Origin of the sequence: Xenorhabdus sp. TH1 (genome assembly GCF_037260955.1) — a bacterium.
Taxonomy (GTDB): domain Bacteria; phylum Pseudomonadota; class Gammaproteobacteria; order Enterobacterales; family Enterobacteriaceae; genus Xenorhabdus; species Xenorhabdus griffiniae.
This window is the reverse complement of record NZ_CP147734.1, coordinates 3,473,804-3,498,882: the sequence shown is the minus strand read 5'-3', so window position 1 is coordinate 3,498,882 and position 25,079 is coordinate 3,473,804. Positions and strand designations below refer to the sequence as shown.

The window sequence follows — 25,079 nt, the reverse complement described above, 5'->3', positions numbered from 1 at the left end:
GAGCATTCAGTCCACATTCATGAAGCATTCTATCCGTATGAAATAATAGGTCATTCGTTAGGTCGTGGTGTCGGGTCCGTATCGTGAAAACTCGACCACGGGCGCCTCAAGAATTCTGCGTTTTGTTCCTTTAGTACCCTAAGCTATTAGCACCTTTCCCGTTCAAAGTGAGTTGTCGCGATACCAAAATGAGACTAATATAAACTCCAACGTTGTAGTTGGATTGGGGAATTTGAACAGGAGAGTGAACTATGAAACATACCATCGTTATCTGCGGGTACGGGCCTGCCATCGCTGATGCTGTTGCTCGGCGATTCGGCGCCGAAGGTCATCCAGTGGCTCTGATAGCCCGAAATGCACAGCGACTATCTGACGCTGTAGCATCGCTTCAGGCCGACGGCATCAGGGTGCAGTCCTATGTCGCCGACCTTGGTGATACGGCAGCAGTATCACGTGTCATGGAGGATATTCGTGCCGATATGGGGCCTGTGGGTATCCTACACTGGAATGCTTTCAGTGATATTGACGGAGATTTACTCTCCACGGCACCGGAAGCTCTCTCCCAGAGTCTTGCGGTACGTGTCGTCGGGTATATTGCCGCTGTGCAGGCGGTTCAGCCCGATCTTGAAGTTACCCGGGGCGCTGTTCTGGCCACCAGTGGGGTGATGGCCTTCTACGGTTCGGATATCGACAGCTTTGCCAAGGATTTCGGTGCATTGGCTGTTTCTGTGGCTGCACAACATAAAGCAACCGGAGTGCTGACACAAACTCTTGCGCAGCACGGCATCTATGTAGGTGAAGTTGTGGTTAACGGTTTTGTGAAGAAATCGGCAGGTTCTGTACAGCACGAAACCTCGGTGGATCCGGAAGACGTTGCTGAACAGTTCTGGCAGATGAATGCTGCCCGTACCACACATTCCATGATCTTTGGTGGAAAGCTTTCATTCGGAGCAGCTTCATGACAGGACTTCGGGCGTGACACGGGTATTGACGGGAGACAAAATTTGATGTTGGGAAAAGTCAGGATCAAGTGGGTCCTTCGTTTTACGTTGATTGGTGCACTGATATTTGCTGGCGCCAGCTGGGGGTGGGACTGGTTTAATGCCGGTCGTTACGAATTAAGGATCGACAATGCTTATGTCAGGGGTGACATTACCGCAATCGCCCCGAGAGTTTCGGGTCATGTGGTTGAATTGCAAGTGACGGATAACCAGCCTGTGCGTCAAGGAGATGTATTATTCCGGATAGATGATCACAATTATCGGGCGATGGTGGCCTCCGCGGAAGCCGCTGTTGCTCAGGCTGAAGCGGCAATAGGGACTTTGGCAGCCCAGAGAAAGGTTCAGGAATCTATCATTGATCAATCGGAGGCAACTATTGCTGAGGTTCAGGCAAACTTGGATCTGGCTAGAAGAACGTTCAATCGGACCAATACTTTAGTGGATTCCCGGGCAGTTTCGGTTGCAAGCGTGGACTTGGCTCGGGCTGATCTGGGGCAGGCAGAAGCAAGGCTGCGCGCCGCGCAGGCATCACGGCTGGCAGCGCAGAGACAACTGGAATATCTCGACAGTCAGCGTGCAGCAGTTGCCGCAACCCTCGCGTTGGCTAAAGCGTCGCTCGATGCGTCCAGCGTTGATTTGGACTCCACCGTGGTGCGTGCACCGGTTGATGGTGTGGTTGGTAGCCGTGATATTCAGGTTGGCCGCTACGTTTCGGCTGGGACGCGGATGCTAGATTTGGTTCCCATACATCGTCTCTGGGTAGAGGCAAATCCGCGTGAAACTTATGTCGGGCAGGTGCTTCCCGGCCAGCCGGTGCGCATTTCGGTTGACGGATTTCCTGATGCGCGGATAGCCGGGGTGGTCGAAAGTATCGCCCCGGGTTCTGGAGCCGCTTTTAGCCTGATCCCACCGGACAATGCCACCGGCAACTTTGTAAGGATTGTCCAGCGCGTACCAGTAAAAATCCGGCTAACTGATGTACCGAAGGGGGTGCGGCTGGTTCCCGGACTTAGTGCACGTGTCGCTATTCGCACTAATGGGCTCGTTCAGAGCGTTGATGAAAGCAGTGAGACAATGAAGCTCAGCATGATCCGTCAAACCCGCGATCAGGAGATGGCACGATGATGATCGCGGTCCACAGATTGGTAGGGCAGAAGGGACTGACTTCGCCTAGAATGCAACGCCGTGGTAAGGTGCTATTGAGCATCGGTGTGTTGATTGCCCTGCTTACGGATGGCGTGGGTTCGACTATCCTGAGCCTGGCACGCAATGAAATCAATGGCGATCTTTCTACAACTCCGGATGAATTTGCCTGGCTTACCATTGTCTATCTGGCCGCAAAGATTTTGGGATTTCTGGTTGCCCCCTGGTTTTGTGGATGGATAGGTACACGGGAAGCGATGACAGCAAGTGTGTCGCTGATGGTGACGTTTTTCTGTCTGTCGACTCTGACCGGATACTGGCCTCTACACCTGGCTATTTTCACCGGTCTCGGCTTAGCGGGTGGTGTGATGCTTGTCTCCGCCCAGGCTCTTCTTTTCCAGACGTTTGTCCGTCCCTCGCAACCAGGATTTCAGCTTCTCTATGCGCTGGGTTCCTCTGCCGGTGCTGCTGCACTGGCGCCAGGTATGCAAGGCTGGATACTTGACAGTTTTGATTGGCGCTGGATTGCGGCAGGGGCAACCAGTGCCGGAGTGCTGGCACTGGTGCTGCTACGGATGACACGTATCGGTATCCGTTCTACATCGGTCAAGGTTCCGTTTGATGGTTTGCTTGTACTGATGATCGCAGTTGCATCCATGTGTTTAACCTATGTGTCAACCCAGGGAGAACGTTGGAACTGGTTCAGTGAACCCCGGATCGTTGTTGCTGCGGTAGTCGGAGGGATCCTGGTCCTGTTAGCGGGTTTACGGGTGATACGGCAGATGCCGCAATCCCGGATGCTTGATTTATCAATTTATGGGCATTTGAATTTCTCGTTTGCTTTTCTCGCCAGTTTTGTGGCCGGCTTTGCATTGTTCGGTACAGCATACCTGATCCCGGCCTATGCAATCGGTGGGCTGGGGATGAATTCGCGCCAGGTCGGTGAGCTGCTTTTACCTGGAGCGGCTAGCTTTGCCTTGGCAATGTGTCTTTCTGCTTATGTGTTGCCTAGGCTCAGGATCCCGGCAGTCCTTACCGTTCCGGCCGGGATTGTTCTTCTGATGATTGCAACCTGGCTTCTCGGTCATCAGGCTCGTGGGGCGGGAGTGGATGCACTTTTTCTGCCGGTTTTGCTGAGAGGTAGCGGACTGGGTTTTCTATTCCTCGCGATCACGCTATTGGCACTGATGTGGATGCCGGGGCCACAGATCCCGCATGGCGCAGCGCTGATGTCGGCAGCCCGTCAGTTGGGTGGGCTGGCCGGGATCGGATATCTGGGGGCCGTGGTGACGCGCCAGACTGAACTGAACAACCAAATGCTCAGCGCGTACCTGACTTCCGGTGAAGTCCTGCTGAATGGACGGCTTGACAGCCTAACCGCGCAGTTTGTTCGAGGCGGGTTGTCATCAGTTGATGCCGCCGCAGCCGCCATGGGACAGATAGGACAGCAACTGACCTCACAGGCGGCCGCGGTGGCATGGAATCGCGCGTTCCTAACTGTAACTCTCTTTTTCTGTTTCGCTGCGCCGACGCTCATCATCTCCCGTTTCTTTTTGTTGAAGGTGTTGGGGCCGCCACCGAAATCGCCGGTACCGCCGGCAAAGCGATGATATTGAAAACGGCCTGAAAAGGAAACGGACGGTATGTATATAGTCCCTGACCTACAGGCCATTACCACTAACTTGGAAAGTCAAAGGAGTTTTTTATGAAAGCTGTAGGTGTAGTAAAGGCACTACCCGCTGAAGATCCCGAGTCTCTTGTGGATCGGGACATCCCTGATCCCGTGCCTGGACCCGGTGATTTGCTAGTTCGTGTCCAGGCTATTTCTGTTAACCCGGCCGATTACCGTCAGCGTCGTCGCAAACCAGATGACGGACGTTTCGAGGTGATCGGTTGGGATGTTGCGGGCGAAGTCGTTGCAACTGGCGAGAAAGTAACGGAATTCTCTATTGGTGACGAGGTGTATTACGCTGGTGACTTGACCCGGCCTGGAGCAAACAGTGAGCTGCATGTTATCGACGCGGCCATTGTGGGCCATCGTCCCCGTTCCATCAATGCTCCCAGTGCTGCCGCACTTCCGCTAACAGCACTTACCGCATGGGAGGCTTTGATCGACTGCATGGGATTGTCCCTCAAACATGACGCTGGAGAAAAAACACTGCTTATTGTTGGTGGTGCCGGTGGTGTTGGCTCGATAGCAATACAGCTTGCACGCTTGATCCCTGGCTTAAAGATTATTGCCACAGCGTCCAGACCCGAATCACGTGCCTGGTGTAAAAAACTCGGTGCTCATGCAGTTATCGATCATTTCGGCGACATGAAGGCACAAATTCAGAACCAGAATCTACCCGCACCAGACTTGATCCTGCTGCTGAACGATCCGGATCATCACTATCCGGCACTGGCTGACCTTATCGCCCCACAGGGTAAGCTGTGCTGTATCGTGCCATTTGACCAAAATCCAGATCTCAACCTGCTGATGCGCAAAAGCGCGAGCTTCCTTTGGGAATTTATGTTCACCCGTTCCATGTTCTCGACTCGAGATAAAGCACGGCAGGGCGCAATCCTCAATGCTGTCGCTACCATGATTGACAACGGGCAGCTAACCTCAACTGCAACTCAGATCATCGGCAAAATCAATGCCGAAAATCTTCGCGCCGCGCATCGACAGCTTGAGGGGGGGCGTACCGTCGGAAAATTAGTACTGGCTGGATTCTGATCCCCAACTTTCAATCTCAATTTCTTAAGGTATTTTATGACAACTCTCAGTACTGTTCAGGAGTTTCTCGACCACATTTTTTCAGGACGAATGGAAGATGCCCTGGCGCTTGTGGCCCCGGACGCCCGCTTTGTTTCCATGTGGCCGGAAGCCAACCCTCATAATTCCCTGCATGACACTTTTATTGGTCCGGAGGGCACCAGGCGTTTCTTTGGTGGTTTCATTGATCTACTTGAGCCTGGTGAATTCAACGTTGAAGCAAAATTTACTGAAGGCGAGCATGTGGCCATGTACGGAACACTACATCACAAAAGCCGGCAGACCGGCAGGGATTTTCGTAGTGACTGGGCGCTTATTTGCAGGATCCGTGGCGGACGGCTCACGTACTATCACATCTATGAGGATACTGAAGCATTGAGGGATGCCTTGCTTCCCGCTTAGCCAGGTGTGTTTCTGTTGTATTGATAGTATTTGAAAAGGATAACTCCGGCCATTCCTCTGTTGTCAGGCCGTTGTGGGAATCGAAGATAAGCAGCTTCACCCTGAAAGATTTGTACTTTAGCAGGGAGCTTAACCCGAACGCTTTCATTTCTTCGATCCCCATCCCAATACTTTCCCGGTGTCCATCTAGGTAACTATGCAGGTGATTATCACGGCTATTAATTAAGAAGATAAGAATGCGTTAATTTGGAATATGGAGAGCGAGTTGATAAGGAAAAATGCCAGCGCGGAATGTTGGGACTTATTGTAAACCTTACCAAAATAAATTGTCGATAAAGCGCTTGCTATCCTGCTCCAACAGGTCCATAATGCCGCCTCATTTTTGAGTGGGCAGAGGAAAATTTCTCCACTAGCGTCTAGAATGGATGAGTGGGCTATTATTTTGCTGCTGATTTCTGGTATTTGTGACTAGAACTCAATTCTTGTTTTTTATCCACAGTTTTTAACATTATCACCCGATTTAGTCACCTGATGATACTCTACTTGTTACACAGAGTTATCCACAGGAGGCATCTTTGTGTCTGCTTTTTTTGACTTACCATTTACAACAACAGTTCAAACTTAACTTATTGATTAGTTAAATTAATTAACCTAATTTAAAAATAACATGATCAACATTTATTCTCTGTTTGTTAGTTGATCAGCAAAGCATTTTCATTTTATTCACAAGAAAATGAACGGCTTTTTTTGCCATAAATTTTCTTGGTTAATTATTAGGCGTCTCTAGGTAAGCCTTTGGTTATTGCTCGTATCAATCGTTTTTGTTGTGAGGTTTGAACCTCAATAGCGTTAGCATTCCGACGGATCATTTGTTGGGTTATCGCCCAGTGGATATGTTCATCCAAAACCTCACTTAAGCCGAACCTTTTTTCCAATGCTAGCACGATGTCGTCTTGATACGGGGCATTCCCCAGGGCGACGGAAATGTTGCGTAACCAGCGCAAATATCCAATACGGCGAATTGCCGAGCCTTCCGTGATACGCAGAAACTTTTCCTCGCTCCAATTGAATAGTTCTAGCAGGTCAGGAGTGTGCAGTGCGGCACGTGGGCTAAAGTCAGCTTCATCTGTTAATTGAGAAAAACGGTTCCAGGGGCAAATAAGTTGGCAATCATCGCAACCGTAAATCCGGTTACCCATCAGTGGGCGAAGTTCTTCTGGAATAGCACCTTCTAATTCAATGGTCAGATAAGAGATGCAGCGTCGGGCATCAATGGTGTAAGGCTCAACAATGGCACCGGTTGGACAAGTTGTCATGCAGGCTACGCAGCGTCCGCATTGTTCCTCTTGTGGAATATCAATGGGCAGGGGAAGATTAATCAGTAATTCACCAAGGAAAAACCAGGAGCCAGATTCACGATTTAATATAAGTGAGTGTTTACCAACCCAGCCAAGCCCCGCTTTTTCTGCCAGGGGACGCTCCATAATCGGAGCGGAATCGACAAAAGGTCGAAAATTCAAAGTTCCCTGGTATTCATGAGTGCTGCAATATTCTTGGATCTTGTCACCCAGTTTTTTAAGACGCTGACGCAGCAGTTTATGATAGTCTCGGCCCAACGAATAGCGGCTAATATAACCCATTTGTGGATTGTTAAGCGTACTGGCAAATGCTGCCTTAGCAGGCAGATAATTCATGCGTACACTGATAACCCGCAAAGTTCCCGGCAGAAGCTCGTGGGGACGGGCGCGCATCATGCCGTGACGAGCCATCCAGTCCATTTCGCCATGATATTGCTTATCAAGCCATTCCTGTAGCTTTGGTTCTTCTGCCGATAAATCGGTGTCACAAATGCCGACTTGCTGGAAGCCAAGGGAAAGGCCCCATTGTTTGATGTTGGTTGCCAAAAGATTCAGATCGAGGAGGGTTGCCATGAAATATCAAATTACTGCTGAAAGAGGAGGTTTAGCTTAACACAGCGGGAATTGAATACAAAAAATGCGGTATATAGTTGTTACGGTAGCACAGAAGAGACTAAATGATAATGTCTGAATTATGTTATGGTTACGGGTTAAGCTATTTAACTGATATGTCTACCTGATTAGTTTCTCATTCAATCAATCAAAACAGATATTTTTCAATGAAAGAACTCGTTTTATCACTTCCAAATGAAAATGCCACAGTTGCATTGGGTAATGCAGTGGCGGCAGTTGGCGATCGCGGCTATGTTATTTATCTATATGGTGATCTTGGTGCGGGAAAAACCACATTCAGCCGTGGTTTTCTGCAAGCTCTCGGCCATCAGGGGCATGTGAAGAGTCCGACTTATACGTTAGTCGAGCCTTATGCCTTACAACCACGGCCTGTCTACCATTTTGATCTTTACCGTCTGGCTGATCCTGAAGAGCTGGAATTTATGGGAATTCGGGATTATTTCCATCAGGACTCTATTTGTCTGGTGGAGTGGCCTCAACAGGGTGCTGGCGTTTTGCCTGATGCAGATATTGAGTTGCACCTGAGTTATGACAGTGAAGGGCGCCAGGCACGTTTTGTTGCGTTATCTGAATATGGTGAAAGTCTGTTGGATAATTTGAAGTCCTTATGAAGGAATACCCGACCATGATGAATGCCTTTTTCGTGGATGTGATAAAAAAATGGCGTGCCTATTGGGTAATGGCCTGTGTTTTGTTTTTCATGTTAAGCCAGTTGGTTATGACGGCAGCGTCGGCGGCTACGTTGTCGAATATTCATGTGAAGAATGCTCCCGCTGAGGCTGTAGTAACGCTGGAATTCGCTGGCGGGCATCCTGATTATCGGTTCTTTTCTTTGCATTCTCCTGAACGGTTGGTGGTAGACATTCGCCAACCCGGTAAAGTTATTGGATTACCGATGCTTTTATCCGGCCAGAATCTGGTAAAACGGGTTCGCTCCAGTCAGCCCGCTGATGCACATCACCAGCGGGTGGTGTTGGAATTGGCACATAAGGCTTCAGTAACTTCTAGGGTGAAAAATGTCGGCAATAAATCGCAAGTGGTGATGACACTGAAAGCCCATGGAGTAGCGAAAAACTCACCTGTATCGAATCATCATGCCCTACAAAATGAAAGTAAGCGATTACTTACAAATAATGCTCAACTGACGGGAAAAGAGACTCAGCCAGTATCGAACCACCGTGAGCAAAGTGTGAAAAAGCAGGCTAACCAATCTGTGCAAGGAAGCGTATCTCGTCCGATTGTTGTTGCTATTGATGCGGGGCATGGAGGGCAAGATCCTGGGGCGATTGGGCAACGGGGGTTGAAAGAAAAAAATGTCACGATTAATGTTGCTCGTAAATTGGAAGTCCTTTTGCGTAACGATCCCATGTTTACGCCTGTGTTGACGCGAAATGGCGATTATTTTATCTCTGTGGCAGGACGTTCTGAAGTCGCCCGTAAACATAAAGCCAATATACTGGTATCAATTCATGCCGATGCAGCTCCCAATCGCAGTGCCAGAGGTGCTTCTGTCTGGGTGCTCTCCAACCGTCGTGCAAACAGTGAATTGGGGAATTGGTTGGAGCAGCATGAAAAACAATCGGAATTACTGGGCGGTGCCGGCGATGCTCTCGCCAATGGCACAGATCCGTATCTGAGTAAGGCCGTGCTGGATTTGCAGTTTGGGCATTCACAGCGGGTTGGCTATGACGTTGCCATGCAGGTATTGAATCAGTTATCCAGAATTGGTTCCCTGCATAAACGTACACCAGAACATGCAAGCCTTGGTGTTTTGCGCTCGCCGGATATTCCGTCCATTTTAGTGGAAACCGGTTTTATCAGTAACGTATCTGAAGAAACGTTATTAGGCTCCAGTCAGTATCAGGAAAAACTGGCACAGGCTATTCATGCGGGATTACGTCACTATTTTCTGGCTAATCCATTGCAGTCTGCACCAAAGTAACCAAATATAGCCTATCAAGGCTCTGAATTGTAAGTAAGGTCACATTATGGCTATCAAGATATTACCCCCACAATTGGCAAACCAGATCGCTGCCGGTGAAGTGGTTGAACGCCCTTCTTCTGTAGTGAAAGAGTTAGTGGAAAATAGCCTTGATGCCGGTGCAACCCGTATTGATATTGATATTGAACGGGGTGGCGCAAAGCTTATCCGAATCCGCGATAATGGCTGTGGGATAGCCAAACAGGATTTGATGCTGGCATTGGCGCGCCATGCAACCAGTAAAATTGCTTCATTGGACGATTTGGAAGCAATTGTCAGCATGGGTTTCCGTGGGGAAGCCTTAGCGAGTATCAGCTCTGTTTCAAGGCTGACATTAACTTCCCGCCCTGAAAACCAGGCAGAAGCATGGCAATCTTATGCCGAAGGCCGTGATATGGATGTCACGGTAAAACCTGCTGCTCATCCTGTGGGAACAACGGTCGAAGTGTTGGATCTGTTTTATAACACCCCTGCTCGCCGCAAATTTCTGAGAACAGAAAAAACAGAATTTGGCCATATTGATGAAGTCGTGCGTCGGATAGCTTTGGCGCGGTTGGATGTCGCCATTAACCTCAATCACAATGGGAAATTAGTGCGCCAGTATCGTCCCGCTAAAGATGAATCTCAGCATGAACGGCGTCTGGCCGCCATTTGTGGCACTGCTTTTGTGCAACAGGCGCTGGCGTTGTCATGGCAGCATGATGCTTTGTCTATTAAGGGTTGGGTTGTAGATCCCGTGAATACGGCAGTAAGCGAGATCCAATATTGCTATGTGAATGGGCGTATGATGCGGGATCGCCTGATTAATCATGCAATTCGTCAAGCTTATCAGGATTTGATTAAGGGGGAGCAACAACCCGCTTATGTTTTGTATCTCGAAATCGATCCGCGTCAGGTGGATGTCAATGTACATCCAGCCAAACATGAAGTGCGTTTCCATCAGGCTCGTCTGGTACATGATTTTATTTATCAGGGGGTAGCTACGGTATTGAAACAACGCGGCACGGGCGATGAATTGGCGCTCGGCTGTCAGGAGAGTGCGACAAGGTGGGTGCCGGAGAATCGCCCTTCGGCGGGAGAAAACCATTTTACCCGTAAGCGTGTTGAGCAAGTGGATGAATCCTCTTCACGACGTCATGATCGTAGTACGCAACAAGTACAGCATGGGGAAAGCTACCAGAAAAAACAGGGGGAGTTGTACCAAAAAATGATGCAATTCTCTCCGGAAGAAAAACGCCCGTTATTTCCAGAGCGGGGTACGCGGGAAAGTGTATCGGTTTCTGCTACGCCTGTGCCAACGGGACAGGGGAAACATAGCTTTGGAAAAGTATTGTGTATCTATGCAGGTTGTTATGCTTTGATCGAATCCCCATTGGGAATCGGGCTGCTTTCCCTGCCCGTCGCTGAACGCTGGCTGAAACAGGCGCAACTCACCCCCGGAGAACAGGGACTTAAATCCCAGCCGTTATTGATCCCGCTGAAACTGGCTCTCAATCAGCCAGAAATGAGTGTCTTAAAGCAGAATAGCGACTTATTAAAGACTTTTGGCATTGAATCGACAGTCGCACATGGAAAAGTAACCATTCATGCGGTATCGTTGCCTCTGCGTCAACAGAACCTGCCGAAACTCTTGCCGGAACTGTTGGGCTATCTTGGGGAACAGTCAGCCGCTTCTGTTGAGCAGCTTGCCAGTTGGCTTTCCCGTCACGTGGATAGCGAGCATGAAACGTGGAACATCGCGCAAGCTGTCCAGCTTTTGGCTGATGTCGAACGTCTTTGCCCTCAGCTGGTGAGATCGCCGCCAGATGGGTTATTACAGTTAATTGATTTACAAGCAGTGGTGGCATTCCTTAATCATGAGTGATTTAAAAACTCAACATCTGCCGACAGCTATTTTTATCATGGGGCCGACGGCTTCAGGGAAAACAGCGTTATCGATCGCTTTACGTCAGCATCTTCCGGTTGAATTAATCAGTGTCGATTCTGCCTTGATTTATCGTGGAATGGATATTGGGACAGCAAAACCCTCAGCAGAAGAGCAGGCACAGGCACCGCATCGTTTGATCGATATTCTTGATCCTTCGGCAGTCTATTCTGCTGCCGATTTTCGTCGTGATGCATTGCAAGAAATGGCAGAAATCACCGCGGCTGGGAGAATACCACTCCTGGTTGGTGGAACCATGCTATATTTCAAAGCATTGTTGGAAGGATTATCGCCTTTGCCTTCTGCAAATCCGGTGGTGAGGGAGCAGATTGAGCAGCAGGCAGCAGAGCTGGGATGGGACGCGTTACATCGACAATTACAGGAAATTGATCCCGTTTCTGCGGCAAGGATTCATCCTAATGATCCACAACGTCTTACTCGTGCACTGGAAGTTTTTCGAATTTCGGGTAAAACTCTAACTGAGTTGACTGAAACGTCTGGAGAAATATTGCCTTATCGAGTTCATCAATTTGCGATTGCGCCGGCAAGTCGTGAAATGTTGCATCAGCGTATCGCAGCCCGTTTTGAACAAATGATCAAATCAGGGTTTGAAGATGAGGTAAAAGCACTTTATGCTCGTAGTGATTTGCATACAGATTTACCCTCCATTCGTTGTGTTGGTTATCGTCAGATGTGGTCCTACCTCGCGGGCGAAATCTCCCATGATGAGATGGTTTATCGTGGTATCTGTGCGACACGCCAATTGGCGAAGCGTCAGATTACCTGGCTCAGAAGTTGGGACAATGTGACCTGGTTGGATAGCGATCAACCTAAACAAAACCTAAACACAGTCATGCAGGTTGTTAGTACATAAATTCATTGATTGTGTACAATTGATCAGTACCCGTTATCAGTACAAAGTATCATTTTTGAGTAGTTACTTTTCGAACCAATCGGTTCTTAGTTAAAAACAACAAATAAGGAAAATATAGAATGGCTAAGGGGCAATCTTTGCAAGATCCATTCCTGAACGCTTTACGACGTGAAAGGGTCCCGGTTTCTATTTATTTGGTAAACGGCATCAAGTTGCAGGGTCAGATTGAATCTTTTGACCAATTTGTCATTTTACTGAAGAACACGGTTAGCCAGATGGTTTATAAACATGCCATCTCTACTGTTGTGCCTTCCCGTCCTGTGTCTCATCATGGTAACAACCAGAATGTACCAACTAGTGTTGGAAATTATCATGCTGGCACTAACCCGGTAGTACAACAGGAAGGCGATGGCGCTGAATAAATCAGCAGCCGTGCCTGAGAATAAAAACATAGGTAGGGAGACTTTACCTATGTTTTTTCTTATTGGATTTTTACTCAGCCTGAGGGGTTGCACCGTTGTTTGATCGTTATGAAGGCGGAGAGTTAGCCGTTCTGGTGCATGTTTTCTTCTCACAGGAAAAAGATACGGAAAATCTCAGTGAATTCGAATCATTGGTAACTTCCGCGGGTGTTTCTCCTGTGCAGATTGTAACGGGAAGCCGGAAGGCACCTCATCCGAAATATTTTGTCGGAGAGGGCAAGGCAGAGGAAATTGCTGAAGCTGTCAAAAACAGCGGTGCAGATGTGGTGTTGTTTGACCATGCCCTCAGTCCTGCTCAGGAACGTAATCTTGAACGCTTGTGCCAATGCCGTGTCGTTGACCGCACGGGGGTGATTCTGGATATTTTCGCCCAACGGGCAAGGACGCACGAAGGCAAGTTGCAAGTCGAATTGGCACAATTGCGTCATCTGTCCACCCGTTTGGTTCGAGGCTGGACTCACCTTGAACGCCAAAAAGGGGGGATCGGGCTGCGTGGGCCTGGGGAAACCCAGTTGGAAAGTGACCGCCGTATGTTGCGTGACAAAATCAAACAGATTTTGGGACGCCTCAACAAAGTTGAAAAGCAGCGTGAACAGGGGCGCCAGGCACGTAATAAAGCCGATATCCCAACCGTCTCCCTTGTCGGTTACACCAATGCGGGGAAATCCAGTTTATTCAATAAAATCACTTCTGCCGACGTTTATGCGGCTGACCAGCTTTTTGCCACCTTGGATCCGACACTGCGTCGAATAGAAGTGGATGATGTTGGTACGGTTGTTTTGGCTGATACAGTCGGTTTTATTCGCCATTTACCCCATGATTTGGTGGCAGCGTTCAAGGCGACTTTGCAAGAAACTCGGCAGGCGAGATTATTGCTGCACGTGGTTGATGCGGCTGATCCTCGCTTCGATGAAAACATCATTGCTGTTGACAGTGTTCTTGAAGAGATTGAATCCAATGAGATCCCTTCGCTGATGGTGATGAATAAAATCGATATGTTAGAAGATTTTATTCCCCGTATTGATCGTGATGAAGAAAATCGGCCGGTCAGAGTCTGGTTATCTGCACAAACTGGCGCAGGTATTCCTCTGTTACTGCAAGCATTGACTGAGCGTCTTTCAGGTGAAATTGCGCACTATAAATTGCACCTTCCACCTGAAGCAGGACGTCTGCGTAGCCGTTTTTATCAGCTTCAGGCCATTGAGCGTGAGTGGTTGGAAGAAAATGGCCAGGTTGGTGTTGAAGTCAGGATGCCAATGGTCGATTGGCGTCGTCTGTGTAAACAAGAACCAAAATTACCCGACTATGTTGTCTGATTGATTGGCGCAAGACAACAAACAAGGTATCATTTTATCCGTCATTTCAAGGTGCTTATAGTTATGGAGTGGCAGAGATGAAATGGCGGTGATGAAATGATTGTGCCAGAATTGCAGTGACAGGTCAGCACTGTCAAAAATTATCACCCAATAATATTGGTTGCTTACAAAAACGATGAAGTTTGTCGTTTCTGCCCACGGAGGCCGCTGCCAAACCTGTCAGGGACAGGCAACGGCCTGTGAAGTGGGAAGCCTCACCCATCTGGGTGGAGAGCAGTCACCTCTGAAAAACCAGTAAAAACTAGAAAGTGGAGCTAAAACATGGCGTGGAATCAGCCCGGTAATAACGGACAGGACCGCGACCCGTGGGGAAGCAGCGATAATAATGGCGGCAACTCCGGCGGCAACAATAAAAGTGGTCGTAACCGTGGGGCAACTGATCTCGACGATCTGTTCCGTAAGCTGAGTGAAAAACTCGGTGGTTTCGGTGGAAACAAAGGTGGAAATGGTTCTGGACAGAACCCTAAATTTGGCGGGCGTCTTATTGGTCTTGCCGTTGCTGCTGCAATTGCTGTTTGGGTTGTAAGTGGTTTCTATACGATTAAAGAAACAGAACGTGGCGTAGTAACTCGGTTTGGTAAATTTAATCATGTTGTACAGCCTGGTTTGAATTGGAAAATGACGTTCATTGATCATGTCAGGGCGGTTAACGTTGAATCTGTTCGCGATTTGGCAACAACGGGTGCCATGCTGACTTCAGATGAAAACGTGGTATTGGCAGAAATGAACGTTCAATATCGTGTTACCGATCCAGCGGCTTATCTCTTCAGTGTGACTAATCCTGATGATAGCTTGCGCCAAGCTACAGACAGCGCTGTTCGTGGTGTTGTTGGCAAATATTCGATGGAAACCAATCTGACGGAAGGGCGTACTATTGTCCGTAACGATACTCAGAAGGTACTGGAAGAGACTATCCGTCCATACAACATGGGTATTACTGTGGTCGATGTAAACTTCCAGGCTGCTCGTCCACCAGAAGAAGTTAAGGCTGCATTCGATGATGTGATCGCAGCGCGTGAACAGAAGCAGCAAACCATTCGTGAAGCTAAAGCTTACGAGAACGAAGTATTACCTAAAGCGAAAGGTGAAGCTCAGCGTATTATTGAGGATGCCAAAGCCTATAAAGTTAGCGCGGTATTGAATGCTAAGGGTGAAGTGGCCAGTTTTGCCAAAATCTTACCTGAATATAAGGCGGCTCCAGAAATTACGCGTGAACGTTTGTATATCGAGACGATGGAACGTGTGTTGAGCAATACACGTAAAGTCATTGCAAACGAGAAGAGTAACAACATGCTGTTATTGCCATTGGATCAAGCTGTGAAAGATCAGGCACATGTTCAGCAAAATACGTCGAGTAACACAGCAGTACAGAAAGTGATTCGTCAGAATCAACCTGCGCCACAACGGGAATCTAGCACTTATGGTGGTAGCGATAACCTGCGCGGTGATACGGTCAGAATAGGGAGACCATAATCATGCGTAATTCATTTATTGTTGCGATTATTGCGGTATTGGTTGTTCTCTATTCATCAATCTTTACTGTCAAAGAAGGTGAACGTGGCATTGTGTTGCGTTTTAGTAAGGTCGTACGTGATGCAGAGAATAAACCGATCATTTATGAGCCGGGTCTGCATTTCAAAATACCGTTTGTGGAAACGGTTAAGACACTTGATGCCCGTATCCAAACTATGGATATCAAGGCGGATCGTTTCTTAACACGTGAAAATAAAGACCTGATCGTTGATTCTTACTTAAAATGGCGCATTAATGATTTCAGCCGTTACTATCTGGCAACAGGTAACGGTGATATTAACCGAGCTGAAGTGATGTTGAGACGTAAGTTCAGTGACCGTTTGCGTTCTGAAATTGGTCGTCTTGATGTGCGTGGTATTGTGACTGATTCCCGTGGTCGTTTAACTACCGATGTGCGTGATGCCCTGAATCGGGGAACCCACGAAGAAGATGATGCAACAGATGTCGATAATGCCATTGCCTCTGCTGCGGCCTTGGTAGAAAAAGAGACAAAAGGCAAGCAACCAGCCGTTAATCCAAACAGCATGGCTGCGTTAGGTATTGAAGTTGTTGACGTTCGTATCAAACAGATCAACTTGCCACAGGAAATTTCAGAAGCTATTTACCAGCGTATGCGTGCTGACCGTGAAGCTGAAGCGCGTCTCTTGCGTTCAGAAGGTTCGGAAGAAGCAGAAAAGATCCGGGCTGCTGCTGATAAAACAGCAACTGAAATCAGGGCTGGAGCACAGAGCGAAGCATTGGTATTACGCGGTGAAGGTGATGCGGAAGCCACTAAACTATTCGCGGATGCATTCAATCAAGATCCTGAATTCTATGCGTTTATCCGTAGCTTGCGTGCTTACGAAAAGAGCTTCAAGAATAACGGTAATGATGTAATGGTCCTTAGTCCAGATACTGATTTCTTCCGTTATATGAAAGCACCTACGAAGTAATATCCTCTTAACTTACTGTAAGCCACTGTAAAAAAACGACAGTGGCTTTTTTATAACCCACTATAATTACCAATTATTTGCTTTATATCCCATTTATATAACGAAAAGAAATAACAAGAAGTAATAAAAAATACTGAAAGGTGCTAAATGAGATGGTAGAATCCATTTTTAAGCAACCGAGTGAACTTTTGAAATGGGTAAGAACGTTGTCGTATTGGGCACCCAATGGGGTGACGAGGGCAAGGGTAAAATCGTCGACTTGCTGACTGAACGAGCTAAATACGTAGTTCGTTATCAAGGGGGTCACAACGCGGGCCATACACTAGTCATCAACGGTGAAAAAACCGTTCTCCACTTAATCCCATCCGGGATCTTACGTGAAAATGTCATTAGCATTATCGCAAATGGCGTCGTTTTAGCACCAGATGCTTTGATGAAAGAGATGAAAGCGCTTGAATCACGTGGGGTTCCTGTACGTGAGCGCCTGCTTATTTCTGAAGCTTGTCCGCTGATCCTGCCTTACCATGTTGCATTGGATAACGCCCGCGAAAAAGCGCGTGGAGCCAAGGCGATTGGTACAACAGGTCGTGGTATTGGTCCTGCGTACGAAGACAAAGTTGCACGTCGTGGCTTGCGTGTGGGTGATCTGTTTGATAAAGAAGCTTTCGCTGTCAAACTGAAAGAAATCATCGACTACCACAACTTCCAGTTAGTTAACTATTACAACGAACCTGCCGTCGATTACCAGAAAACCTTAGATGACATTTTGGCGGTTGCCGATATCCTGACGGGCATGGTAGTTGACGTTTCTGACTTGCTGTACAAAGCAACCCAGAAAGGTGAATTGGTCATGTTTGAAGGTGCGCAGGGAACTTTGCTGGATATCGACCACGGTACTTATCCTTATGTGACTTCTTCTAACACCACGGCAGGTGGCGTTGCAACAGGTTCTGGCCTGGGTCCACGTTATGTTGATTATGTACTGGGTATTATCAAGGCTTACTCTACCCGTGTAGGAGCCGGCCCATTCCCAACTGAGCTGTTTGATGAAACAGGTGAATACCTGCGTCAGAAAGGTCAGGAGTTTGGTGCGACTACAGGTCGTAGCCGTCGTACTGGCTGGTTGGATATCGTTGCTATTCGTCGCGCGATCCAAATCAACTCTCTGTCTGGCTTCTGCATGACTAAACTGGATGTGCTGGATGGCTTGAAAGAAGTGAAAATCTGCGTTGGTTATCGCCTGCCTGATGGCACTGTCATTGACACAACGCCGCTGGCAGCCGAAAACTGGGAAGGGCTTGAAGCCGTCTATGAAACCCTGCCTGGCTGGGATGAAAGCACTTTTGGCGTGAAAGATCACAGCCAATTGCCACAAGCAGCATTGAACTACATCAAACGTGTAGAAGAGCTGACAGGCGTTCCTGTTGATATTATTTCTACAGGCCCAGATCGTGCGGAAACGATGATCCTGCGTGATCCCTTTGATGCTTAATCGATAAATTCATCTTTTATGCGCACATGGCCGGGCTTATTGCCCGGTTTTTGTTTTTTCCCGTTTTGCTTAATTTTTAAAATACCCACATAATGATGATTAACTAACGAAAACCAACAAACATACATTTTTTGGTGCCAAATAAGCTCCGTTATATTCAGTCTCCCAGAGGTGAGTGTGCAGTTAACCAGTTTTACCGATTATGGATTACGTGCCTTGATTTATATGGCCTCGTTACCAGAGGGCCAAATGACGAGTATTACAGAAGTCACTGAAGTTTATGGTGTTTCGCGTAACCATATGGTAAAAATCATCAATCAACTGAGTCACTTAGGATTAGTGAATGCTGTCAGGGGAAAAAATGGCGGCATTAGTTTAGGGAAACCTGCCAACGAGATCAAAATTGGTGATGTGGTTCGTTCATTAGAACCTTTGTCATTGGTTAACTGTAGTGCCTGTCAAATCACGCCTGCATGTCGCTTAAAGTCGGTCTTGAATCAAGCGGTAGAAAATTTTTTGGAAGAGTTGGATAAACATACTGTGGCCGACATGGTCAATGACAATCGTCCCCTTTATCAATTACTTTTGGTTAAGTGAAGCAAGGGGATAAACAGCTTGCTGATGACAATAGAGGAATGATGATGTCAAAAGATCCTTTTCAGGAACGAGAGGCTGCAAAATACGAATCTCCTATCCCAAGCCGTGAATACATCTTGGATATCATTTCTAAACACGCCACGCCGGTAAGCCGTCAGGAATTAGCACAGGAACTTCAGTTAACCACTCCAGATGCACAGGAAGCACTGCGCCGCCGTTTGCGGGCAATGGAGCGTGACGGACAGTTGGTTTTTACCCGCCGGCAATGTTATGCATTACCAGAGCGGCTGGATTTATTGAAAGGCACGGTGATTGGACACCGCGATGGTTATGGTTTTCTGCGTGCGGAAGGGCACAAAGAAGACTATTACCTGCCAGCCGATCAGATGAAAATGGCGATCCACGGTGATGTGGTACTGGCACAGCCCTTGCGACCAGACAGAAAAGGCCGCGTTGAAGTGCGTATCGTGCGGGTTTTGGAACCCAAGAGTAGCCAGATTGTTGGCCGGTATTTTATGGATGCTGGCATGGGATTTGTCGTCCCAGATGATAGCCGTCTCTGTTTCGATATCTTGATCCCGAAAGAAGTCACTTGCGGGGCAAGAATGGGTAATGTTGTGGTGGTTGAATTGACAAATCGCCCGACTCGCCGGACTAAAGCCATTGGCAAAATTGTTGAAGTGTTGGGTGAGACGATGGGAACGAACATGGCGGTTGAGATCGCACTGCGTACCCATGAAATTCCCCATAGCTGGCCGCCGATGGTAGAAAAACAGATTGCGGGTTTGGCTGAGCATGTACCGGAATCGGCCAAGCAAGACCGGGTAGATTTACGGGCCTTGCCGCTAGTGACAATCGACGGTGAAGATGCACGAGACTTCGATGATGCGGTGTATTGCGAAAGAAAACGGGGTGGTGGTTGGCGGTTGTGGGTAGCGATTGCTGATGTCAGCTACTATGTTCGTCCGCAAACTGCTTTGGATATGGAAGCACGCAGCCGCGGTAACTCGGTTTACTTCCCATCCCAGGTTGTCCCTATGCTGCCGGAAGTGCTATCTAATGGCTTGTGCTCCCTCAATCCAGAAGTTGATCGCCTATGTATGGTGTGTGAAATGACCGTTTCCGCCCAAGGCAAGCTCTCTTCCTACAAGTTTTATGAAGCGGTGATGAATTCACACGCTCGTTTGACCTATACCAAAGTCTGGAAGATTTTGCAGGGTGATCAAGAACTACGTGAGCACTACAAGCCGCTGGTGCAACATATTGAGCATCTGCATGAGCTTTATCAGGCACTGGAACATGCGCGTGAACAGCGTGGCGCTATTTCGTTTGAATCGGAAGAAGCCAAGTTTATCTTTAATGCAGAGCGTCGCATTGAACGTATAGAACCCGTTGTACGTAACGATGCACATAAACTTATCGAAGAGTGTATGATCTTGGCGAACATTGCCGCTGCTCGCTTTGTGGAAAAACACCATGAGCCTGCGTTATACCGCATCCATGATCGACCAAAAGAAGAGAGTATCCTGAACCTGCGTTCAGTCTTCAATGAATTGGGATTGAGCTTGTTGGGTGGCCTGACGCCAGAACCAAAAGATTATGCGCAATTGATGAAACAAGTTGCGGATCGGCCCGATCACGAGTTATTACAAACGATGCTGTTGCGTTCTATGAAGCAAGCGATCTATGAGCCGGAGAATCGCGGGCATTTTGGTCTGGCATTACGCTCTTATTCTCACTTCACTTCGCCAATCCGCCGCTACCCTGACCTGGCTCTGCATCGTGCGATTAAGTACTTATTGGCACAAGAAAAGGGTGCTATTGAGCAGAACGGGACGCCAACAGGGGGTTGGCACAATGATATGGAGCAGATGCTGCAATTGGGTGACCACTGTTCCATGACCGAGCGCCGTGCTGACGAAGCGACAAGGGATGTGGCTGACTGGTTAAAATGTGATTTCATGCAAGATCAAGTGGGTAATGTTTTCACTGGATTGATTACCAGCGTGACAGGCTTCGGTTTCTTTGTCCGCTTAAATGATCTGTTTATTGACGGCTTGGTACATGTTTCAACGTTGGATAATGATTATTATCGATATGATAACGTCGGCCAGCGTTTGATTGGTGAGTCTTCTGGAACAACTTATCGCCTCGGTGATGAAGTCGAGATTCGGGTGGAAGCGGTTCATATGGATGAACGTAATATTGATTTCACCCTACTTTCAACAACCCGTAAAGCGCGTAATCAAGGGAAGACAGCCCGCAATAAAGCGAAAAAAGGTACGCCAGAGCGTAAAAATAGTAAAAAAGGTCGTGATCATAAAAAATCAGCCAATTTTGAGCCAGATAACGCCTTTCGTAAAAAGAAAAGTGCGGAAAAGTTTACAGAGCCTAAGTCAGGCAAAAAGAAAAAACCGTCAAGCAAGACTAAAAAAATTGCGGCAAAACTGAAAGCGAAGCGTGCGAAAAAAAGCGCAAGCTAATCGCGAGTAAAGTGAATCCATACAATCATCAAACAGGGCGGGTTTTGCCGCCCACTATTTTCGGTATCTTAACGATATCAGTGAGTCAGGTATCAGTCAGTCATGAGTGAAATTATCTACGGTATCCATGCCGTTAAAGCCTTGCTGGAGCGCGATCCACAACGTTTCATGGAAGTTTATGTGTTGAAAGGGCGTGAAGATCGCCGTTTAACCCCATTATTGCAAGAGTTGGAAAGTATCGGTATCGCGGTACAAATTGCCAACCGTCAATGGTTAGACTCCCAAACAGAAGGTGCCGTCCATCAGGGGATCATTGCACGAGTCAAGCCAGGACGTCAGTATCAGGAAAATGATCTGCCGGAATTGTTAGCTCGGCTAGAGCGTCCATTTCTGCTGGTATTGGATGGTGTCACCGATCCGCATAATCTGGGAGCTTGCTTGCGTACCGCGGATGCTGCGGGAGTTGATGCCGTTATTGTTCCTCGTGATCGTTCTGCACAATTGAATGCCACCGCCAAAAAAGTGGCCTGTGGTGCGGCAGAAAGTGTACCGCTGATCCGAGTGACTAACCTTGCGCGGACATTGCGCTTACTGCAAGAACACAATATCTGGATTGTCGGCACTGCCGGTGAAGCCACGCATGATTTATACGCAAGCAAGTTGACGGGATCGATGGCGCTGGTGATGGGCGCGGAAGGTGAAGGTATGCGTCGATTGACTCGCGAACATTGTGATGAATTAATCAGTATTCCCATGGCGGGTTCCGTCTCTTCTTTAAACGTATCGGTTGCGACAGGGGTATGCTTGTTTGAAATCGTGCGCCAGAGAAGTGCCCGATAATTCTTTATTGAGTTTTTTGTATTGTACGGGTATAGTGACGCGTCGATTTTTCAGCCGTACTAAACACGTTCCTTGCCTCCATGGGCCACGGCTGACCCTGACAGGAGGCTGAATAATCCGTAAGGAGCAATGCTAATGCGTCATTACGAAATCGTTTTTATGGTCCATCCTGACCAAAGCGAACAGGTTCCGGGCATGATCGAGCGTTACAGTGCGACTATCACTAACGCGCAAGGTCAGATTCACCGTCTGGAAGACTGGGGTCGTCGTCAACTGGCTTACCCAATCAACAAACTGCACAAGGCTCACTACGTTCTGATGAACGTTGAAGCGCCACAAGAAGCGATTGATGAACTGGAAACTAACTTCCGCTTCAACGACGCCGTTATCCGCAGCATGGTTATGCGCGTTAAGCACGCAATAACTGAAGCATCACCAATGGTTAAGGCTAAAGACGAACGTCGCAGCCGTGATCTGGTCTTAGAAGAAGACTTGGTTGATGATGCTGATGAAGCTGGGGATTCTGAAGAGTAATTACCGTGACAACTAATCGTTTGGTGCTCTCAGGCACAGTGTGCAAGGCACCGATACGAAGAGTCAGTCCATCTGGTATTCCACATTGTCAGTTTGTGCTTGAACATCGTTCACAGCAGCAGGAAGCCGGATTCAGCAGGCAATCATGGTGCAGAATGCCCGTTATTGCCAGCGGACAGTTGTTACAGGAATATACTCACAGTATAACGGTCGGCAGTCGAATAATGGTTTCAGGATTCATTAATTCCCATTATGGGTGCAATGGTCTTAGCAAACTGGTTCTACATGCCGAGCAGATTGAATTGATAGATTCTGGAGACTAGCCAAATGGCACGTTATTTCCGTCGTCGCAAGTTCTGCCGCTTCACCGCGGAAGGCGTACAAGAGATCGATTATAAAGATATTGCTACGCTGAAAAACTACATTACCGAAAGCGGTAAAATTGTACCAAGCCGTATTACCGGCACTCGTGCAAAATACCAGCGCCAGCTCGCTCGTGCTATCAAGCGTGCGCGCTACCTGTCTCTGTTGCCTTACACTGATCGTCATCAGTAATAGGCTCAGTCCATTAACGACTTTGAGAGGATAAGGTAATGCAAATTATTCTGCTTGATAAAGTAGCGAACCTGGGTAGCCTGGGTGACCAAGTTAACGTTAAAGCGGGTTATGCCCGTAACTTCTTAGTACCACAGGGCAAAGCTGTTCCTGCAACTAAGAAAAACATCGAATTCTTCGAAGCTCGTCGTGCTGAACTGGAAGCTAAACTGGCTGACGTTCTGGCAGCAGCACAAGCTCGTGCAGAGAAAATCAGTGCGCTGGGTTCTGTCACTATCGCTTCTAAAGCGGGTGACGAAGGTAAACTGTTCGGTTCTATCGGTACTCGTGATATCGCTGATGCAGTGACTGCAGCTGGCGTTGAAGTATCTAAGAGCGAAGTTCGCCTGTCTAACGGCGTTCTGCGTACTGTTGGTGAACACGAAGTTCACTTCCAGGTACACAGCGATGTATTTGCACAGTTGAACGTTAACATCGTTCCAGAAGCTTAATCGTTGATTAGCTGAAGAACATGTGACAAAAAACGCTGGCATTGCCGGCGTTTTTTGTTTTTACCCACTTTCCCGCGTTTACCCATCCATATAGTGCTGTTATGCTTGAGCTTTCACTCATTTAATAACAGGTACTTTCATGACAAAACCTTCTTTTGAGTCTATTGAAGCGCGCGCAAGTTACGGTATTGGTTTGCAGGTTGGACAACAATTACAGGAATCCGGTTTACAAGGGTTGGAACCAGAAGCCCTGTTGGCAGGGTTGTGTGATGCGTTGGAAAGCCGCTCTCCTGCTATTCCGGTAGAAGAACTACATCGTGCGCTACGTGAGATACATGAACGTGCTGATAGCGTTCGCCGTGAACGTCAGCAGGCGATGGCAGAAGAAGGCAAAAAATTCCTGGCAGAAAATATTCAGCGTGAAGGTGTCAGTAGCACAGAGTCTGGTCTGCAATTTTCTGTCCTGACACAAGGTAATGGCGCTATCCCTGCCCGTACTGACCGTGTTCGTGTCCACTATACAGGCCGCCTGATCGATGGCACGGTATTTGATAGTTCAGTGCAGCGCGGTACGCCAGCAGAATTCCCTGTTAGCGGCGTGATCCCGGGTTGGATTGAGGCGTTGACCTTGATGCCAGTTGGTTCCAAATGGGAACTCTATATTCCGCATAATCTGGCTTATGGTGAGCGTGGCGCTGGAGCATCCATCCCGCCTTATAGCACGTTGATCTTTGAAGTGGAATTATTGGAAATTCTGTAACTTATTGAATAGCCGGTTAACCGGCTATTTTTTAGCTGAATTTGGAATGGTGGATGAATAAAATATTCGCCATTCCGGTAAAAAATGCGTTAAAAATGGTACTTCAAGTGGTATAGCCAAACAACAAACGCAGAGGTGTATGATGCTACAACAGATCTGCCAATTGGCACGGGAAGCAGGCGCGGCGATCATGGAGGTCTATCAGGCTGAACAGCCGCTGCAAGTTAAGCATAAAATGGATGATTCACCTGTTACTGCTGCGGATATTGCAGCTCATCAGATCATTAAAGCGGGATTGTTACGCATTGCACCTGATATTCCGTTGTTATCAGAAGAAGATCCACCAGCATGGGAAGAGCGGAAAAATTGGCAGCGTTATTGGCTGGTTGATCCATTGGATGGTACGAAAGAGTTTATTCGCCGTAATGGGGAATTTACCGTTAATATCGCATTGGTAGAAAATGGTGTGCCTGTGATGGGAGTTGTCTATGTCCCGGTACAGAATGTCTTATATTCAGGGCAAGGGCGGCAGGCATGGAAAGAAACCAATGGTCAGACGCTTCCCATTAAAGTTATGCCGGCAAAGCCGCCAGTGGTGGTAGTCAGCCGTTCTCACAAGGACGATGAGGAGTTGCAAGACTATCTTTCCCAGCTAGGGGTGCACGATACACTTGAAGTAGGTTCTTCACTTAAGTTCTGTATGGTTGCAGAGGGAAAAGCTCAACTTTACCCACGCTTTGGGCCAACCAACATCTGGGATACGGGAGCTGGCCATGCCATTGCTATTGCTGCGGGGGCATATGTGACGGATTGGGAAGGGAAAACACTCGATTACACGCCGCGTGAATCTTTTCTTAATCCAGGATTCAGGGTCAGAGTTTTTTAATACGAAAGCGATAATGTGAAGGTGATAATGGCTCACAATATGGG

The 25,079-nt window shown here is 47.9% G+C and carries 24 protein-coding genes; 23 read left to right on the top strand and 1 reads right to left on the bottom strand.

The window, feature by feature from the left end:
• Positions 1 to 251: 251 nt before the first annotated feature.
• From WDV74_RS15245 to WDV74_RS15225, 5 genes are all read left to right on the top strand, one after another.
• Complete coding sequence (locus WDV74_RS15245; protein WP_338883646.1) at positions 252 to 962, top strand: SDR family NAD(P)-dependent oxidoreductase; 711 nt, start codon at positions 252 to 254, stop codon at positions 960 to 962.
• Positions 963 to 1,007: 45 nt separating this feature from the next.
• Complete coding sequence (locus WDV74_RS15240) at positions 1,008 to 2,126, top strand: HlyD family secretion protein (RefSeq protein ID WP_338883645.1); 1,119 nt, start codon at positions 1,008 to 1,010, stop codon at positions 2,124 to 2,126.
• Positions 2,123 to 3,754, top strand: a complete 1,632-nt coding sequence (locus WDV74_RS15235) for an MFS transporter (protein ID WP_338883643.1) — start codon at positions 2,123 to 2,125, stop codon at positions 3,752 to 3,754. Before WDV74_RS15240 ends, WDV74_RS15235 begins: the two co-directional genes overlap by 4 nt.
• A 95-nt stretch (positions 3,755 to 3,849) precedes the next feature.
• The gene (locus WDV74_RS15230; protein WP_338883642.1) at positions 3,850 to 4,863 is read left to right on the top strand and encodes a zinc-binding alcohol dehydrogenase family protein; all 1,014 of its coding nucleotides are present in this window, start codon (positions 3,850 to 3,852) and stop codon (positions 4,861 to 4,863) included.
• Between the two features lie 36 nt (positions 4,864 to 4,899).
• Positions 4,900 to 5,304 (top strand): nuclear transport factor 2 family protein, encoded by a 405-nt coding sequence (locus WDV74_RS15225; RefSeq protein ID WP_338883641.1) that lies wholly within the window; start codon positions 4,900 to 4,902, stop codon positions 5,302 to 5,304.
• A gap of 773 nt (positions 5,305 to 6,077) precedes the next feature.
• Here WDV74_RS15225 and queG read toward each other — a convergent pair.
• Complete coding sequence (gene queG / locus WDV74_RS15220; RefSeq protein WP_338883640.1) at positions 6,078 to 7,235, bottom strand: tRNA epoxyqueuosine(34) reductase QueG; 1,158 nt, start codon at positions 7,233 to 7,235, stop codon at positions 6,078 to 6,080.
• Between the two features lie 206 nt (positions 7,236 to 7,441).
• Between queG and tsaE the strand changes: the two genes are divergently transcribed.
• The 18 genes from tsaE (at position 7,442) to cysQ (ending at position 25,035) form a co-directional block, all read left to right on the top strand.
• Positions 7,442 to 7,906: a tRNA (adenosine(37)-N6)-threonylcarbamoyltransferase complex ATPase subunit type 1 TsaE gene (tsaE, locus tag WDV74_RS15215; RefSeq protein WP_189758639.1), complete on the top strand. Its 465-nt coding sequence runs from the start codon at positions 7,442 to 7,444 to the stop codon at positions 7,904 to 7,906.
• Between the two features lie 17 nt (positions 7,907 to 7,923).
• Positions 7,924 to 9,237 (top strand): N-acetylmuramoyl-L-alanine amidase AmiB, encoded by a 1,314-nt coding sequence (amiB, locus tag WDV74_RS15210; RefSeq protein ID WP_338885628.1) that lies wholly within the window; start codon positions 7,924 to 7,926, stop codon positions 9,235 to 9,237.
• 46 nt (positions 9,238 to 9,283) lie between these two features.
• Entirely contained in the window at positions 9,284 to 11,140 is a 1,857-nt protein-coding gene (gene mutL / locus WDV74_RS15205) for a DNA mismatch repair endonuclease MutL (RefSeq protein WP_338883639.1), read from the top strand.
• A complete protein-coding gene (gene miaA, locus WDV74_RS15200; RefSeq protein ID WP_338883638.1) occupies positions 11,133 to 12,074 on the top strand; it encodes a tRNA (adenosine(37)-N6)-dimethylallyltransferase MiaA in 942 nt (313 codons plus the stop codon). Before mutL ends, miaA begins: the two co-directional genes overlap by 8 nt.
• Positions 12,075 to 12,193: 119 nt before the next feature.
• Positions 12,194 to 12,496 (top strand): RNA chaperone Hfq, encoded by a 303-nt coding sequence (gene hfq, locus WDV74_RS15195; protein ID WP_193850755.1) that lies wholly within the window; start codon positions 12,194 to 12,196, stop codon positions 12,494 to 12,496.
• A 95-nt stretch (positions 12,497 to 12,591) separates the two neighbouring features.
• Positions 12,592 to 13,872: a ribosome rescue GTPase HflX gene (gene hflX, locus WDV74_RS15190; RefSeq protein WP_338883637.1), complete on the top strand. Its 1,281-nt coding sequence runs from the start codon at positions 12,592 to 12,594 to the stop codon at positions 13,870 to 13,872.
• 321 nt (positions 13,873 to 14,193) lie between these two features.
• On the top strand, positions 14,194 to 15,405 hold the full coding sequence (hflK, locus tag WDV74_RS15185) for an FtsH protease activity modulator HflK (protein WP_338883636.1): 1,212 nt from the start codon (positions 14,194 to 14,196) through the stop codon (positions 15,403 to 15,405).
• Positions 15,406 to 15,407: 2 nt separating this feature from the next.
• Positions 15,408 to 16,397, top strand: coding sequence for a protease modulator HflC (hflC, locus tag WDV74_RS15180; protein ID WP_338883635.1), 990 nt, complete (start codon positions 15,408 to 15,410; stop codon positions 16,395 to 16,397).
• A 193-nt stretch (positions 16,398 to 16,590) separates the two neighbouring features.
• Positions 16,591 to 17,889 carry an adenylosuccinate synthase gene (locus WDV74_RS15175; protein ID WP_273559271.1) on the top strand — a complete coding sequence of 433 codons (1,299 nt, stop codon included), beginning with the start codon at positions 16,591 to 16,593 and terminating at the stop codon, positions 17,887 to 17,889.
• 177 nt (positions 17,890 to 18,066) lie between these two features.
• Positions 18,067 to 18,486, top strand: coding sequence for a nitric oxide-sensing transcriptional repressor NsrR (nsrR, locus tag WDV74_RS15170; RefSeq protein WP_273559269.1), 420 nt, complete (start codon positions 18,067 to 18,069; stop codon positions 18,484 to 18,486).
• 44 nt (positions 18,487 to 18,530) lie between these two features.
• Entirely contained in the window at positions 18,531 to 20,969 is a 2,439-nt protein-coding gene (rnr, locus tag WDV74_RS15165) for a ribonuclease R (protein ID WP_338883633.1), read from the top strand.
• Positions 20,970 to 21,071: 102 nt separating this feature from the next.
• The gene (rlmB, locus tag WDV74_RS15160) at positions 21,072 to 21,809 is read left to right on the top strand and encodes a 23S rRNA (guanosine(2251)-2'-O)-methyltransferase RlmB (protein WP_338883631.1); all 738 of its coding nucleotides are present in this window, start codon (positions 21,072 to 21,074) and stop codon (positions 21,807 to 21,809) included.
• A 135-nt stretch (positions 21,810 to 21,944) separates the two neighbouring features.
• The gene (gene rpsF / locus WDV74_RS15155; RefSeq protein ID WP_189758651.1) at positions 21,945 to 22,343 is read left to right on the top strand and encodes a 30S ribosomal protein S6; all 399 of its coding nucleotides are present in this window, start codon (positions 21,945 to 21,947) and stop codon (positions 22,341 to 22,343) included.
• Between the two features lie 5 nt (positions 22,344 to 22,348).
• Positions 22,349 to 22,666, top strand: coding sequence for a primosomal replication protein N (gene priB, locus WDV74_RS15150; protein ID WP_338883630.1), 318 nt, complete (start codon positions 22,349 to 22,351; stop codon positions 22,664 to 22,666).
• 4 nt (positions 22,667 to 22,670) lie between these two features.
• A complete protein-coding gene (gene rpsR, locus WDV74_RS15145) occupies positions 22,671 to 22,898 on the top strand; it encodes a 30S ribosomal protein S18 (protein ID WP_000135199.1) in 228 nt (75 codons plus the stop codon).
• A 38-nt stretch (positions 22,899 to 22,936) separates the two neighbouring features.
• On the top strand, positions 22,937 to 23,389 hold the full coding sequence (gene rplI, locus WDV74_RS15140; RefSeq protein ID WP_189758653.1) for a 50S ribosomal protein L9: 453 nt from the start codon (positions 22,937 to 22,939) through the stop codon (positions 23,387 to 23,389).
• 139 nt (positions 23,390 to 23,528) lie between these two features.
• Complete coding sequence (locus WDV74_RS15135; protein ID WP_338883629.1) at positions 23,529 to 24,149, top strand: peptidylprolyl isomerase; 621 nt, start codon at positions 23,529 to 23,531, stop codon at positions 24,147 to 24,149.
• A 142-nt stretch (positions 24,150 to 24,291) separates the two neighbouring features.
• The gene (gene cysQ, locus WDV74_RS15130) at positions 24,292 to 25,035 is read left to right on the top strand and encodes a 3'(2'),5'-bisphosphate nucleotidase CysQ (protein ID WP_189758691.1); all 744 of its coding nucleotides are present in this window, start codon (positions 24,292 to 24,294) and stop codon (positions 25,033 to 25,035) included.
• Positions 25,036 to 25,079 lie beyond the last annotated feature (44 nt).

Bases quoted from the DNA above. Each gene is read 5' to 3' on its own strand.
- WDV74_RS15245 (WP_338883646.1), top strand. From the start codon at position 252: ATGAAACATACCATCGTTATCTGCGGGTACGGGCCTGCCATCGCTGAT.
- WDV74_RS15240 (WP_338883645.1), top strand. From the start codon at position 1,008: ATGTTGGGAAAAGTCAGGATCAAGTGGGTCCTTCGTTTTACGTTGATT.
- WDV74_RS15235 (WP_338883643.1), top strand. From the start codon at position 2,123: ATGATGATCGCGGTCCACAGATTGGTAGGGCAGAAGGGACTGACTTCG.
- WDV74_RS15230 (WP_338883642.1), top strand. From the start codon at position 3,850: ATGAAAGCTGTAGGTGTAGTAAAGGCACTACCCGCTGAAGATCCCGAG.
- WDV74_RS15225 (WP_338883641.1), top strand. From the start codon at position 4,900: ATGACAACTCTCAGTACTGTTCAGGAGTTTCTCGACCACATTTTTTCA.
- queG (WP_338883640.1), bottom strand. From the start codon at position 7,235: ATGGCAACCCTCCTCGATCTGAATCTTTTGGCAACCAACATCAAACAA.
- tsaE (WP_189758639.1), top strand. From the start codon at position 7,442: ATGAAAGAACTCGTTTTATCACTTCCAAATGAAAATGCCACAGTTGCA.
- amiB (WP_338885628.1), top strand. From the start codon at position 7,924: ATGAATGCCTTTTTCGTGGATGTGATAAAAAAATGGCGTGCCTATTGG.
- mutL (WP_338883639.1), top strand. From the start codon at position 9,284: ATGGCTATCAAGATATTACCCCCACAATTGGCAAACCAGATCGCTGCC.
- miaA (WP_338883638.1), top strand. From the start codon at position 11,133: ATGAGTGATTTAAAAACTCAACATCTGCCGACAGCTATTTTTATCATG.
- hfq (WP_193850755.1), top strand. From the start codon at position 12,194: ATGGCTAAGGGGCAATCTTTGCAAGATCCATTCCTGAACGCTTTACGA.
- hflK (WP_338883636.1), top strand. From the start codon at position 14,194: ATGGCGTGGAATCAGCCCGGTAATAACGGACAGGACCGCGACCCGTGG.
- hflC (WP_338883635.1), top strand. From the start codon at position 15,408: ATGCGTAATTCATTTATTGTTGCGATTATTGCGGTATTGGTTGTTCTC.
- WDV74_RS15175 (WP_273559271.1), top strand. From the start codon at position 16,591: ATGGGTAAGAACGTTGTCGTATTGGGCACCCAATGGGGTGACGAGGGC.
- rnr (WP_338883633.1), top strand. From the start codon at position 18,531: ATGTCAAAAGATCCTTTTCAGGAACGAGAGGCTGCAAAATACGAATCT.
- rlmB (WP_338883631.1), top strand. From the start codon at position 21,072: ATGAGTGAAATTATCTACGGTATCCATGCCGTTAAAGCCTTGCTGGAG.
- rpsF (WP_189758651.1), top strand. From the start codon at position 21,945: ATGCGTCATTACGAAATCGTTTTTATGGTCCATCCTGACCAAAGCGAA.
- rpsR (WP_000135199.1), top strand. From the start codon at position 22,671: ATGGCACGTTATTTCCGTCGTCGCAAGTTCTGCCGCTTCACCGCGGAA.
- rplI (WP_189758653.1), top strand. From the start codon at position 22,937: ATGCAAATTATTCTGCTTGATAAAGTAGCGAACCTGGGTAGCCTGGGT.
- WDV74_RS15135 (WP_338883629.1), top strand. From the start codon at position 23,529: ATGACAAAACCTTCTTTTGAGTCTATTGAAGCGCGCGCAAGTTACGGT.
- cysQ (WP_189758691.1), top strand. From the start codon at position 24,292: ATGCTACAACAGATCTGCCAATTGGCACGGGAAGCAGGCGCGGCGATC.